We start from the raw sequence: 13,581 nt of genomic DNA, 5'->3' as shown, positions 1-13,581 counted from the left end.
TGTCCCGCGCGTCCAGGCCGGTCCCCGAGACGTCCAAGCCGGTCCCCGCGGCTTCCTGGCCGCGCCCCGCGACTTCCTCGCCCGGTTCGGGACGCGTTTCCGCCGCGGCCTCACCCGCCACGCGCCGTCACCACGGCTCCCGCCGCGGACCCCACCGCGTTCCCGCCGTACCCCGCCGCATCCCCGCGACGTCCTTGCCGCGTCCCGCGACGGCTCGGTACTCGTCTCCGCCGCCTCAACGGGCCCTCGCCGCGTCCCCGCCCGGCACCGCCGTTTCCCGCCGCACCCCGCCGCACCCCGCCGCACCCCGCCGCATTCTCGCCGGGGACCGCGCCGCATCCCCGTAGCGTCCCGCTACGTCCCGTGACGCCCCCGCCCGCGCTCCGGGCGGGGCTCCGTCGCGTCCTCGGCACGTTGTCGGCGCGTTCTCGGCACGGTCCGCGCCGGTCCGGGGCCCCGTCACCGCGGGTTTCGCCGCCGGGCCCGGAGGTCGGGGCAACACGCGCGTGTCGTCGGGCGGTCACCCCGCGTTAACCCGGTTGTCCGATGCGCGACGAGCCTGGAGCTACCGCAGTGCCCCTATCCCTGCCCCGCCGCCGTCTCCCCCGCCCGCCCGGGCGGCGGATCGCCGTGAAGCTGCTGGTCCTGGCCGTGCTGGCGGCCACCTTCGCCGCACAGGCCGTGGGCGCCCTGATGCCGCACGTGCCGCTGCTGCTCGCGGCGAGCGCCGGTTCACTGGCCGCCGAGGGGGTGCTGTACCGGTGGCAGCGGGGGATGGTGTCGCTGTTCGCCAAGTCGCACGCCGATGTCACGGTCCGGCACGTGCTGCGCGACCTGCTGCTCGTGGTGGGTCTGCTGCGCCTCGGCGAACAGCACCGGGAGGGCGTCTACGCACCACTCGTCGCCGGGCTGCTCGTCCTCTACGCCCTGCACTGGTCGATCCAGGCGGTGTCCGTCCTGGTCCGGCGCACGCGGACGCTGCCCGTGGTGACCCGGAACATCGACGCCTCCGCGCTGCGGCTGACCCCGGCGCCCCCGGCGCTGCTGCGCCGCCCGGGGCCCCGGCTGGCGGTCTTCGGGCTGCCCGCGACGGCCGGGCTGCTGGCGACCGCGGCGACCGACGCGCCGGTGTACGGGGTGGCCGGGCTCGCGCTGTCGCTGGGGGCGGCGCTGACCGGCCTGGGCGCGCTGCTGCTGCGGCTGCTGCCGGGGCGCAGGCCCGCCGGTGAGCAGGAGGTGCTCGACTGGTTCGACGCGTGGCTCGCCCGGTACCGGCCGACGGTCGGCCTGTACTTCTCGGGCGGGGCCTCCTCGGCGTACCAGGCGAACATGTGGCTGGAGCCGCTGGCGCGGCTGGACGGGCGGCCGGTGATCGTGCTGCGGGAGCGGCACATGGTGCAGCGGATCGCGGCCACCGACATCCCGGTGGTGTGCCTGCCGAAGGTGTCCACGCTGATGCGCCTGGAGCACTCGACGCTCCGTGTCCTCCTCCACCCCTCCAACTCCGGCAAGACCTCACAGGTCCTGCGCATCCCGACGATCAAGCACGCCTTCGTCAACCACGGGGAGAGCGACAAGCTGTCCTCGTGCAACCCGTACGCGAAGGCGTACGACGAGGTGTGGGTGGCGGGCCCGGCGGCGCGCGAGCGGTACGCGCTGGCGGAGGTAGGCGTCGAGGACAAGGACGTGGTGGAGATCGGCCGCCCGCAGCTGGACGCCGTACGGCCGTACGCGGGGCCGCCCGCGCCGGGGGCGTTCACGACCGTCCTGTACGCGCCGACCTGGGAGGGCTGGGACGGCAATCCCGGCAACACCTCGGTGGTCGAGGCCGGGGAGAACCTGGTGCGGGCACTGCTCGCCGACCCGGGCGTACGGCTGCTGTACAAGCCGCATCCGCTGACCGGGTCGGTGGACCCGCGGGCCCGGGCCGCCGATCTGCGCATCCGGGAGCTGGTGCGGGCGGCGAACCGGGAGCGGGGCGGTCCGCGTCCCGACGTGTCGGCGGCCACCGCCCTGGCCCGGCGGGCGGCGGAGCTGGACCGGCTCACCGCGGCCGGCTTCCGGCCGGCGGCGGACCAGGCGGAGCGGATGCTGCGGCAGCCGGCGCCGGAGGCCGGGCGGGCGGCGGCCGTACGGCGGGCCGAGGCCGCGTGGGAGGAGGCGTACTGGGCGTCGCTGCCCGGGTGGGAGCACCAGGTCGTCACGGACGCCCGGCCGCCGCTGTACGCCTGCTTCAACCGGGCCGACCTGCTGATCAGCGACGTGTCGAGCGTGATCAGCGACTTCCTGGCGAGCGGCAAGCCGTACGCGGTGGCCAACACCAGCGGGCTGGCCGAGGACGTGTTCCGCAAGTCGTTCCCCACGGTGGCGGCGGCGACCGTGCTGGAGCCGGACGCGTCCGGGGTACCGGCCCTGCTGGCGGCGGTGCGCCGTCCGGAGCGGGACGAACTCGCCCAGGAGCGTGCCGCGTTGGCCCTGCGGCTGCTGGGCCCGGCCGAGCCGCCGTCCCGGGAGCGCTTCGCCGGCGCGGTGCGGGACCTGTGCGCGGCGGCCGGCGAACACCGCACCCGCCGGGCCGAGCGCCTCGCCGCGGACCTCTCCGCGGACCTCGCCGTCCCCGGCCCCCGACTGGAGACCGGCACAACACCACTGGCAACAGGGGGAGTTGAGCGGGCGGGCCGCCCCGTCGACTAGTCGGTCACTCCCCCGGCCGGGCATGCGAAGAAGTTGTCACCGCCCTGTGGGCGTTCTGGGCGCATGTGTGGATACTCATAAGAACCCCCGGGGCAGGACCGGACATATCCGGCACGGGGTCGGGCATACCCGACAACAGGACCGTTACCCTTGGCCGCACATCACAGGCTTTCCCACTACCGTACGCGGCAACGCACGGACAGCTCCCCCTTCGAACAGGTTGCAAGGATGCCCAGGTTCTCCCTCATCGTCCCGGTGCACAAGGTGCAGGGCTACCTGCCCGAATGCCTCGATTCGGTGCTCGGCCAGGACTACGTGGACTTCGAGCTCATCGCAGTGAACGACTGCTCGCCGGACGGTTCGGGGGCCATCCTCGACGAGTACGCGAGGCACGACGCGCGCATCCACGTGATGCACCTCACCGAGAACGTGGGGCTGGGACGCGCGCGCAACGCCGGGATGGAACGGGCGCAGGGCGACTACGTCCTGTTCCTGGACAGTGACGACACCCTGACGGAGGGTGCGCTCACCGCGATAGCGGACCGCCTCGACGCCACCGACGACCCCGAGATCCTCGTCTACGACTACGCCCGCACCTACTGGAACGGCAGAGTCAGCCGCAATCAGCGGGCGGACCTGCTCCGCAACACCGGCCCGGACGTCTTCTCCCTCGCCGACCGTCCGCAGCTGCTCGACCTGCTCCAGATCGTCTGGAACAAGGCGTACCGGCGCGACTTCGTCGCCCGCACCGGGCTCACCTTCCCGCCCGGCTACTACGAGGACGCGCCCTGGACGTTCGGCTCCCTGATCACCGCCGAACGGATCGCCCTGCTGGACCGGGTCTGCGTGTACTACCGGCAGCGGCGTGAGGGCGGCAACATCCTCAAGACGGTCAGCCGCAAGCACTTCGACATCTTCGACCAGTACCGGCGGGTCTTCGACTACGTCGACGCGCACGAGGAACTCGCCGAGTGGCGCGGCCCGTTGTTCCGCAAGATGGTCGACCACTACCTGACCGTCCTGGAGAGTCCGGGCCGGCTGCCGCGGGACGCGCGGGCCGAGTTCTTCCACCGCGCCTCCGCCGACTACCGCGCCCGCGTGCCGAAGGGCTTCACCCGGCCGGGCGGCGGCCGCGGCCACAAGTACACGATGCTGGAGCGCGACGCCTACACCACGCTGATGAGCGCGCTCGCGGCGGTGAAGGCGCGCCGAAGGGTCAAGAAGGGCATCCGCAGCGCGCTCAACCGGTCCAAGCGCGGCGCGATGGGCGCCTTCTACCAGTCGCAGCTCAGGCTGCCGCTCGACGACAACCTGGCGCTGTTCTCCGCCTACTGGAGCCGCGGCGTCTCCTGCAACCCGGCCGCCATCGACGCCGAACTGGCCCGGCTGGCCCCGGGCATGCGCCGCGTCTGGGCGGTCCACGCGGACCACGCGGACCGGGTGCCCAAGGGGGTGCGGGTCGTCCGGGTGGGCTCACGCGAGTACTGGACGGCCGTGGCCCGCGCCAAGTACCTCGTGAACAACGTGAACTTCGCGGACTCCGTGGTCAAGCGCGAGGGCCAGATCCACGTCCAGACCCATCACGGCACCCCGCTGAAGACCATGGGCCTGGACCAGCAGAAGTACCCGGCCTCCACCGACATGGACTTCGAGAAGCTCCTGGAGCGGTGCGACCGCTGGGACTACAGCATCAGCGCCAACCGGTTCTCGACCGTCATCTGGGAGCGGGTCTACCCCTGCTCGTACGCCACGCTGGAGACCGGCTACCCGCGCAACGACGTCCTCGTCAACGCCACCGCCGAGGACGTGCGCGCGGCCCGCGCCGCGCTCGGGCTGGCCGACGGCACCAAGGCCTTCCTGTACATGCCGACCCACCGCGAGTACCAGCCGGGCTTCACCTCCGCCCTGGACCCGGCCAGGTTCGCCCGCGAACTCGGTCCGGACGTGACGCTGCTGGTGCGCGGCCACTACTTCTACGGCGACTCCCCGCACACCGCCGCGCTGCGCCGCACCGGCCGCATCCTGGACGTGTCCGGGCACTCCCGGGTGGAGGACCTGTACCTCGCGGCCGACGCGCTGATCACGGACTACTCCTCGGCGATGTTCGACTACGCGGTACTGGACCGTCCGATCGTCAGCTACGTCCCCGACTGGGACGTCTACTCCGTGGTGCGCGGCACCTACTTCGACCTGCTCCAGGAGCCGCCCGGCGCGGTGGCCACCACCCAGACGGAGCTGCTGGGGCTGCTCACCTCCGGCACCTACGACACCCCGGAGACGACCAAGCGCCGGGACGGCTTCCGCAGGCGCTTCTGCGAGTTCGACGACGGGCACGCGGCCGAACGGGTCGTACGACGTGTCTTCCTGGGCGAGGAGAGCCTGCTGCCCGTCGTCCCGTTCGACGACCGTTCCCACGCCCCGACCCCTGCCCAGGCGCTCGAACCGGTCGAGCGGGCCTGACCTCGGAAGGAATCGCACCCAGCATGGCCCCTCGGCTCAGTGTCATCGTCCCGATCTACAACGTGGAGCGCTATCTCCCCGCCTGCCTCGACTCCCTGGCCGCGCAGACCTTCGGCGACCTCGAGGTGCTGATGGTGGACGACGGTTCGCCGGACGACTCGGCCTCGATAGCCGCCGGCTACGAGGCCCGCGATCCGCGCTTCAAGCTGATCCGCAAGGAGAACGCCGGTCTGGGCGCGGCGCGGAACACCGGGATGACACGGCTGGCCCCCGAGTCGGAGTACGTCGCCTTCGTGGACAGCGACGACATGATCCCGCCGGACGCCTACCGGCTGATGGTGGAGTCTCTCGACGAGAGCGGCTCGGACTTCGTCACGGGCAACGTCCAGCACATCAACAGCACCAAGATCTGGCAGTCCCCCATGCACCGCATCCTCGCCGGCGGTGCGGTCAGGCGGACGCACATATCGCGGAACAAGAAGCTGCTGACCGACCGAATAGCCTGCAACAAGGTGTTCCGCCGCTCGTTCTGGGAGAAGCACGGCCTCTCCTTCCCCGAGGGCGTGCTGTACGAGGACGTCCCGGTGATCCTCCCGGCGCAGTTCCTCGCCGAGGCCGTGGACATCATCAGCGAGCCGACGTACTACTGGCGGCTGCGCGAGGGCGAGGCCGCCCCCTCCATCACCCAGCGCCGGACGGAGCCGAAGGCGGTGCGGGACCGTGCGGCGGCGGTGGAGTCCGTCAGCCGGTTCTTCGCCTCCCGGCCCGGCGAGTCGGGCGCCGAGCTGAAGCACGCGTACGACCAGACCGCCCTCACCGGTGACCTGCGGATCTTCCTGAACGTCCTGCCGGACGGTGACGAGGAGTTCCGTGCCGAGTTCCTGCGGGTGATCAACAAGTACCTGGACCAGGTCGATCCGCGGGTGGTCATGGAGCTGCCGGCCACCGCCCGTATCAAGTGGCTGCTGGTGCGCAAGCACGCGCTGGACGACCTCGTGGACCTGATCAAGGCGGAACGGCGCGGTGACGCCGTGAAGATCAGCGGGCTGGTCCGCAAGTACGTCAGTTACCCCACGGTCGAGGCGGCCGCCGCCGGACTGCCGAAGAAGGCGCGCCGGATCGACCCCGACCTGAGGCTCCACGCCCCGCTGCAGGACATCCGCTGGGACGGCGGCAGACTGCGGCTGTCCGGGCACGCGTGGGTCGACCAGATCGACCAGTCGGGCAGGCGCAGCGCCGCCAAGGTCCTGGTGCTGAAGAAGGACGGCTCCCGGCGGGCCACGGTGGTGCCGCTGCGCAACACCCACGTGCCCGAGGCCACGTCGCTGTCCGGCCGCAAGCACAACAACTACGACTGGTCGGGCTGGGCGGCGGACCTCGACCCGCTCAAGCTGCGCAGGGGCTCCCAGTGGGAGGAGGGGACCTGGCGGGTGGGCATCGGCATCGCCACCGCGGGTCTGCTGCGCAAGCGCGCGGTCCAGGTGAAGGGCCCGACGCGGGCCAACCACCCGCCCTACCAGTGGCTGGACGACGACTTCCGGCTGCTGCCGACGCCGGTCAACGGGGCGCTGCGGCTGACCGTCGAGCGGGTACGCGCGCTGATCACGGGCCACCGGGCGGTCGGCTCGGACATCGAGATCGACGGTGAGATCCGCGTGCCGCTGCGCGCGGGAGAGAGTGTCTCGCTGCGCGTCACCAACAAGAAGAGCGGCGAGCGGCTGCACTACCCGGTCACGCTGAGCGCGGCCGACGGCGGGCACACCCCGTTCACCGTGCGGGTGCCGATGCGGGACGTCGCCCTGCTGCCGGAGCACCAGGACGTCGTGAAGGAGGAGAACGCGGCCGGCGGTGCCGACCCCGCGGCGGCCTCCCGGCGCAACTGGAGCACTCAGCTGGTGGCGGTGGCTCCCGACGGGGGCGAGCGCCGTTTCTCCACCGTGGTCCGTGAGGGGCTCGCGGACGGGGAGATGCGGCTGCCGGCGTCCCTCGCGGAGAACGCCGACCGCAACGAGATAGCCCTGGTCTCGGGCCACAACGGCTATCTGAAGTTCTCCGGCCGCCCCATCCAGGCGAAGATCACGTCGGTGCGCTGGGCCGGTGACCGCTATGTCGTCGAGGGCGTGACCGCCGCCGACATCGACGGGGCGGACTTCGTGGTGAAGGCCCGGGACCGGTTCGACGAGAAGACCGTGGCCCTGCGGACCTCACCGGACGGTTCGTTCGGCGCCGAGTTCACCCCGGCGTCCATGTCCGGTCCCGACGGAACGCTGCCGCTCAAGAGCGGGCGCTGGAACTTCTTCCTGCGCACCCCCGACGGCCACGACATCCCGTTCCTCGTCGACCGGCTCGCCGTGGACGGCTTCCCGGTGCTCGGCGCCGCGAAGGACCGGGAGTACGAGTTCGAGTCCCGTTGGTACAACTTCCCTCAGCTGCACTGCCCGTCCGACCTGTCCGTCCTGGAGCGCGGCGCCTACCGTCAGGAGCGGCTGCGCAAGGACGTGTACGAAGCGGGGCGGACCCAGCCGCTGCGGGACGCGGTGCTGTTCATCAGCTACAACGGCAAGCAGTACTCGGACTCGCCGCGCGCGATGCACGAGGAGCTGCTGCGCCGGGGGGCCGACCTGGAGTACCTGTGGCTGGTCCGGGACGGTCAGGTGGACCTGCCCGACACCGCGCGCAAGGTGCGGTTCTGGAGCACCGAGTGGTACGAGGCGCTGGCCCGCTGCCGCTACATCGTCACCAACGCGCACCTGCCGCACTGGATGGAGCGCCGTCCGGGACAGGTGATCGTGCAGACGTGGCACGGCACCATGCTGAAGAAGATCGGCCTGGACATCGAGGCGCCGAAGTTCGACCCCCAGTACCACGAGCGGCTGATCCAGGAGGCCCGCAACTGGACGATGCTGGTCTCCTCCAACCGCTTCAGCACGCCGATCCTCAAGCGCGCCATGGGCTTCGACGGAAAGATCATCGAGACCGGCTATCCGCGCAACGACTACCTCTACGCGCCGGACCTCGCCGAGCGTGCCCGGGAGATCAAGGAGCGGCTCGGCGTGCCCGCCGACAAGCGGGTGATCCTCTACGCGCCGACCTGGCGGGACGACCTCTCGCACCGGCGGGGGCAGTTCAAGTTCGATCTGCGCATCGACGTCGAGGACGCCCGCGCGCGGCTGGGCGACGACCACGTGCTGCTGATCCGCCGGCACTCCAACGTCGTGGACAGCATTCCCGGCGCGGGCAACGGTTTCGTGCACGACGTCTCGGAGTACCCGGACATCGCGGACCTGTATCTCGCCGCCGACGTGCTGGTGACGGACTACTCCTCGGTGATGTTCGACTACGCGCACCTGAAGCGGCCCATGCTGTTCTTCACCTACGACCTGGAGCACTACCGGGACAAGCTGCGGGGCTTCTACTTCGACTTCGAGAACGACGCGCCGGGTCCGCTGATCCGTACCTCGGAGGAGCTGGTGAGCGCGCTGGGCGACCTGGACAAGGTGTCGGCCGAGTACGCGGACCGCTACCGGCGCTTCCAGGAGCTGTTCTGCGACCTCGACGACGGCCGGGCCGCGGCGCGCGTCGTGGACCTGATGCTGGAGCAGGCGCGGGAGGTCTGAACCGTCACGTCGAAGCCGGGTCCGGGATCGCGCCGGGCCCGGCTTCGGCGTTCCCGTGCCGGAAAACATCTGTCAGAGAGTCACAGGTTTCACATACAATCCGACGATCATCGGCAGTGATCACATCTTCTTCACCCTGCCGACTCTTCGACATCACTTGTGGGGGCCCCTTGTTCACATCACGCGCGCGCCTCAGAACGCGCCGTTCCCGGCTGCTCACCTGCACCGCCCTCGCGGTCGCGGCGGGCATGCTGGTCACCACTCCCGCCCTCGCCGCCGACAAGCCCTCGCCGGGCATCGAGGTGCCGACGCCCAAGTCGGAACTGCCGAAGCTGGACCGCGCCCAGCCCGAGCGGAAGCAGGCCCCGCGGATGCGCGCCGCCGCGGCTCCCGCGCCCCGCTTCGACGTGGACGGCGACGGGTTCAGCGACATGCTCCTGAGCCTGCAGGACGGCAGCACGGAGGTCTGGCGCACCACGTCGGGCGAGTTCACCCCGTACTCGATCAACGTCGACGACTACACGGAGAAGCAGAAGGACATCCTCACCCCCGGCGACCTCGACGGAAACGGGGCGCCGGAGGTCCTCACGCTGTCGTCGACGGGCACCCTGTCCCTGTTCGAGAGCTGGGGCGCGGACAACACCGGGTTCACCACCTGGAGCGGGACCGGCTGGCAGATCTACAACAAGGTCATCACGCCCGGGGACGTCACCGGTGACGGCAGGCCCGACCTGCTCGCGCGGACCTACGGCGGCGAGCTGTACCTGTACGAGGGCACGGGAAGCCTCAACTCCCCGTTCCGCGGCCGGGTGAAGGTCGGCGGCGGCTGGGAGATGTTCGACCAGCTGGTGGGCATGGGCGACATGAACGGCGACGGCATCGGCGACGTCGTGGCCCGCACCCGCCTCGGCTACCTCTACTTCTACGCCGGCAAGGGCAGCGCCACCGCCCCGCTCGCCACCCGCGACCTCCTGGGCGAGGGCTGGACCAACTACAACCAGATCATCGCCGCCGACGACTGGGACGGCGACGGGCTCGGCGACCTGCTCGGCCGCACCCGCTCCGGTGACCTGTACTACTACCGGGCCGACGGCACCGGCAACTTCGAGGCCAAGCAGCAGGCCGGCACGGGCTTCCAGCCGGTGGAGCTCTTCGCCGGCAGCGGTGTGTACCCGCACTTCGGCAAGTCGTCGGTGATCGGCATGGACACCCGCGGCACGCTCTACTGGTACGGCGTGAAGAACGACGGCCAGCTCACCGCCCGCTCGCAGGTCAGCGACACGGGCGGCTGGTCGGGCGCCAGGGTGGCCTACGCGTCGTCGCTCGACAAGGACGGGTACGCGGACCTGCTGGAGCTGTACGACGGCGTGCTGTACAACTACGCCGCAACGGCCGACGAGAGCCTGGCCACCGGCTGGGGCAAGTACAACCTGTTCCTCGGTCCGGGCGACCTCAACGACGACGGCAAGGGCGACCTCCTCGCCCGGGACACCTCCGGCACCCTGTACCTCTTCCGGGGCAAGGGCCACGGCGCCTCCCTGTCCTCGCCGCTGAAGGTCGGCGGCGGCTGGAACGCCTACGACAAGCTCGTGGGCGCCGGTGACTTCACCGGGGACGGCCGTACCGACATCGTCGCGCGCACCCCGGCCGGCCAGCTGTACCTCTACCGCGGTACCGGGGTCAGCACCTCGCCGTTCGCGGGCAAGGTGGACCTGGGCTCCGGCTGGCAGCAGTACAACAAGCTGGCCTCGCCCGGCGACATCGACGGCGACGGCCGGGCCGACCTGCTCGCGGCCAACTCCCGCGGCGACCTGTACCGCTACACGTCCTACACCGACGGGCGGTTCAAGGCCCGGGTGAAGCTGGGCACCGGCTGGGACACCTACCGGAACCTGTACTGACGCGGACAGCACACCAAGGGGGCTGCCGGCACGTTCGTGCCGGCAGCCCCCTTCCCGTTGTCCGGGTGACTCCGCGTCAGCGCTCGTACGGGCTCTTCACGGGGAAGTAGGCCCGCAGGAACGCCTCGACGATGCGGGCCTGCTCGTGCTCCGGCACCTCGGCGTCCTGCGACTCGCCGAGGCAGAAGACGTCGTGACCGCGCATGGCCAGCAGGCGCGTCAGCTCCGGGTGGCGGCTGTAGGTGCCCACGTCGATGTAGGCGCACCGGATGCTGCTCGGCACCGACGCCCCGGTGAGGTAGCCGTAGTGGTGGTGCAGCGAGGACACCATGGAGATGTCCTGCCACCCGCGCATCGGGGTGGCGGCCGTGCGGGCCACGCTCTCCGGGAAGTCCTCCTCGATGCGCTCCAGCACGCTCCGGCGCAGCGGGTGCGGCGCGTGCACGAAGCTGTTCGCCACCGTCACGCCGAACCGCTCCTCCAGCAGCGAGCGGTTGTTCTTCGCCGCGGCGAAGTAGCCCTCGTCCTCCTCGGTCGGCTCACCGACCGGCACCGTCGTCGGCGACCAGAAGAACCGGCTCGCGCCGTTCGGCAGGAAGAAGCGCTGGGCCCCGACCGGCCGCCCGATGAACACGTCGTCGTTCAGGTACAGGAACTGCTCGGAGAGGCCGTCGATGTGGTGCAGCTGGCTCTCGATGGAGTGGGAGTTGAACGTCGGCAGGCAGTCCTGGTCGGTGAAGATGTCCCGGTGCGAGACGACCTCGATGCCCTCGTGCTCGGTGTTGAGCCACTCGGGGGTCTGGTCGTCGGTGACGAGGTAGATCTTCCGGATCCAGGGCGCGAACATGGCGAGCGACCGCAGGGAGTAGCGGAGTTCGTCGCGGTTGCGGAACCGGGCGGCCTCGTCGCCGGAGCTCTCCGCCTCCAGCCCGAGGTCGGCGCGCCGACGCGCCCGGCGCTCCTGCCAGCGGGGGTCGGAGTCGTCGACCCACGTGTACACGGCGTCGACGGGGAAGGTGATGTCGCTCACCAGTTTCCTGGTCAGCGGCTCCAGCGTCGGGTACTCGCGGTCCTTCACGCGGGTACGGGCGTCGGGGGTCAGGGACGGCAGCTTGGGACCGACGGCACTGGGCCTGAGCGGCGCGACGAACTGACCGTCCCCGCCCTCCTCCTCCGGCACCTGCCGCCAGAACTCGATGTCGCAGCCGTACGCGGGGCCGAAGCGCAGCGTACGGGTGGAGGTCACCACCGGGCGGAACACCCGCAGTCCGGCCACCTCGCCCACCGCCTCGAGGCGCTCGGCGAGCAGCACACCCGGCGCGTGCGTACGGGGCTTGAGCAGCTCGGCGTAGACGGCCTTGCCCTCGTAGGCGCCGGCGAGCGCCTTGCGGACCCGGGTCTGTTCGACCGTGTCGACGGCCAGCCGGCGCCTGGGGTTGTCGTCCCGGTCGCGCAGGAGCACGTACGGAATGCCGCTCGACTCGAGCGCCGCGACGACCGTCTCGAAGTTGCGCTGGACGATCTCCGAGCCCTGGAGGTCGTCACGGACCTCGGACAGGCGGCCGCCGGCCCGCACCAGGGAACGGTCGGACGCGCCGATGACGACTTCGCGGGCCCGCTGGTCGCCCGACGAGGGCGCCGTGCGGTCGGCGGCCACGGCGGCGTGGAAGCGGCCCGCGCCGCCGTGGGCCACCCGGTGGGCTATGCGGTCGGCGCGCTCCGCCATCCGCCGCGGGTCGTCGCGCCGGGAGACGAGCTCGGTGAAGAGCTCCTCCCACTGCTTGACGATCACCTCGGCCGCGAACCGGGTGGACCCCTCGTGGGCCTTCTCGCCGTAGGAGCGCAGCAACGCCTCGTCGCCCATCAGGCGGGAGATCGCCTCGGCCAGGGACTCGACGTCGTTGGGCGGCACCAGCAGGCCGTCCTCGCCGTGCCGGATGATCTCGGCGGGCCCGGTGACGATGTCGTACGCCACGGCCGGGACACCGGCCGCGAACGCTTCCAGCAGCACCAGCGGGAAGGCCTCGCCGTCCTGCGACGGAAGAATGGTCAGGCTGGCCCTGGCCCACTCCTCGGTCATGTGCTGGCTGGGGCCGAGGAGCTCCACGGAGTCGTGCAGGCCCAGGCCCTGGATGAGGTTGCGCAGCCGGGACATCTGGGGTCCGTCGCCGAAGATGCGCAGCCGCCAGCCCGGGTGGTCCGGCAACGCCTTGGCGAAGGCCTGGATGGCGTGGTCGACCTGCTTGTCCGGCACCAGCCGGCGCGGCATCACGATGGTCTTGCCGGTCAGGCTGGAGCGCGGCCGGAAGCCCTCCGGGATCGCGTTCGGGATCGCGGCGAGGCGGGGAGCGGCCTTGCCGAGGGACTCCTCGAGCCACTGCTTGGTGCGCTCGGTGAGCACCACGAGCGCGTCGATGGCGGGCGCCCGCAGCAGCAGCGGCTCGCCCGTGCCGCCCCGCAGCTGGGAGGGCCGGTGCTCCTGCTGGATGGTGATCACGCGGGAGGGCGCCAGGTCGGCCACCGCCGACATCAGCGCGGGCGAGGTGGTGATCAGCACGTCCGTGTCGATGGTCCGCAGCGCGCGCTGCATCTCGACGTCGGACAGCGCGTCGAAGGTGGCCTCCCACTTCGGGCTGATCAGGTCGCTCGGCAGCCCGGCGAGGTGCCGGCAGTCCTCGGCGCTGAGGTCGCTCTCGCGCACCGGGCGCTCGGTCTTGCCGGTGCGGTCCACCAGGTAACGCACCGACACCCGCTCGTCGACGGAGAAGAACGGCTGCTCGCGCGTCTTGAAGACGCTGAGCACCTCGATGTCGTGGCGGGGAGCCAGGTGGGTCGCCTGGGTGTAGACGGCCTGTTCCGTGCCGCCCATCTCGTCACCCCAGGTGAGGAGAAAGGTGATTTTCATCTGT

The 13,581-nt window shown here is 71.2% G+C and carries 5 protein-coding genes; 4 read left to right on the top strand and 1 reads right to left on the bottom strand.

Translation table 11 applies throughout. The annotated features are described in order from the left end of the window. Positions 1-546: 546 nt before the first annotated feature. From Sru02f_RS05820 to Sru02f_RS05805, 4 genes are all read left to right on the top strand, one after another. The gene (locus Sru02f_RS05820) at positions 547-2,694 is read left to right on the top strand and encodes a hypothetical protein (protein WP_109032946.1); all 2,148 of its coding nucleotides are present in this window, start codon (positions 547-549) and stop codon (positions 2,692-2,694) included. A 228-nt stretch (positions 2,695-2,922) separates the two neighbouring features. Then, the gene (locus Sru02f_RS05815; protein ID WP_109032945.1) at positions 2,923-5,154 is read left to right on the top strand and encodes a bifunctional glycosyltransferase/CDP-glycerol:glycerophosphate glycerophosphotransferase; all 2,232 of its coding nucleotides are present in this window, start codon (positions 2,923-2,925) and stop codon (positions 5,152-5,154) included. Between the two features lie 23 nt (positions 5,155-5,177). Beyond that, on the top strand, positions 5,178-8,771 hold the full coding sequence (locus Sru02f_RS05810; RefSeq protein ID WP_109032944.1) for a bifunctional glycosyltransferase/CDP-glycerol:glycerophosphate glycerophosphotransferase: 3,594 nt from the start codon (positions 5,178-5,180) through the stop codon (positions 8,769-8,771). Positions 8,772-8,941: 170 nt separating this feature from the next. Then, positions 8,942-10,672 (top strand): FG-GAP repeat domain-containing protein, encoded by a 1,731-nt coding sequence (locus tag Sru02f_RS05805; RefSeq protein WP_109032943.1) that lies wholly within the window; start codon positions 8,942-8,944, stop codon positions 10,670-10,672. Positions 10,673-10,748: 76 nt separating this feature from the next. Here Sru02f_RS05805 and Sru02f_RS05800 read toward each other — a convergent pair whose 3' ends face one another. Continuing rightward, positions 10,749-13,577: a stealth conserved region 3 domain-containing protein gene (locus Sru02f_RS05800; RefSeq protein WP_109032942.1), complete on the bottom strand. Its 2,829-nt coding sequence runs from the start codon at positions 13,575-13,577 to the stop codon at positions 10,749-10,751. Between the last annotated feature and the right edge of the window lie 4 nt (positions 13,578-13,581).

Origin of the sequence: Streptomyces rubrogriseus (assembly GCF_027947575.1) — a bacterium.
In the GTDB taxonomy this organism is placed as follows: domain Bacteria; phylum Actinomycetota; class Actinomycetes; order Streptomycetales; family Streptomycetaceae; genus Streptomyces; species Streptomyces rubrogriseus.
The sequence above is the reverse complement of the archived record's forward strand: the minus strand, read 5'-3'. Positions and strand labels throughout refer to the sequence as shown.

What these genes read in the sequence shown, in the direction of transcription:
- Sru02f_RS05815 (WP_109032945.1), top strand. Translation starts at nt 2,923, where the DNA reads ATGCCCAGGTTCTCCCTCATCGTCCCGGTGCACAAGGTGCAGGGCTAC.
- Sru02f_RS05820 (WP_109032946.1), top strand. Translation starts at nt 547, where the DNA reads ATGCGCGACGAGCCTGGAGCTACCGCAGTGCCCCTATCCCTGCCCCGC.
- Sru02f_RS05810 (WP_109032944.1), top strand. Translation starts at nt 5,178, where the DNA reads ATGGCCCCTCGGCTCAGTGTCATCGTCCCGATCTACAACGTGGAGCGC.
- Sru02f_RS05800 (WP_109032942.1), bottom strand. Translation starts at nt 13,577, where the DNA reads ATGAAAATCACCTTTCTCCTCACCTGGGGTGACGAGATGGGCGGCACG.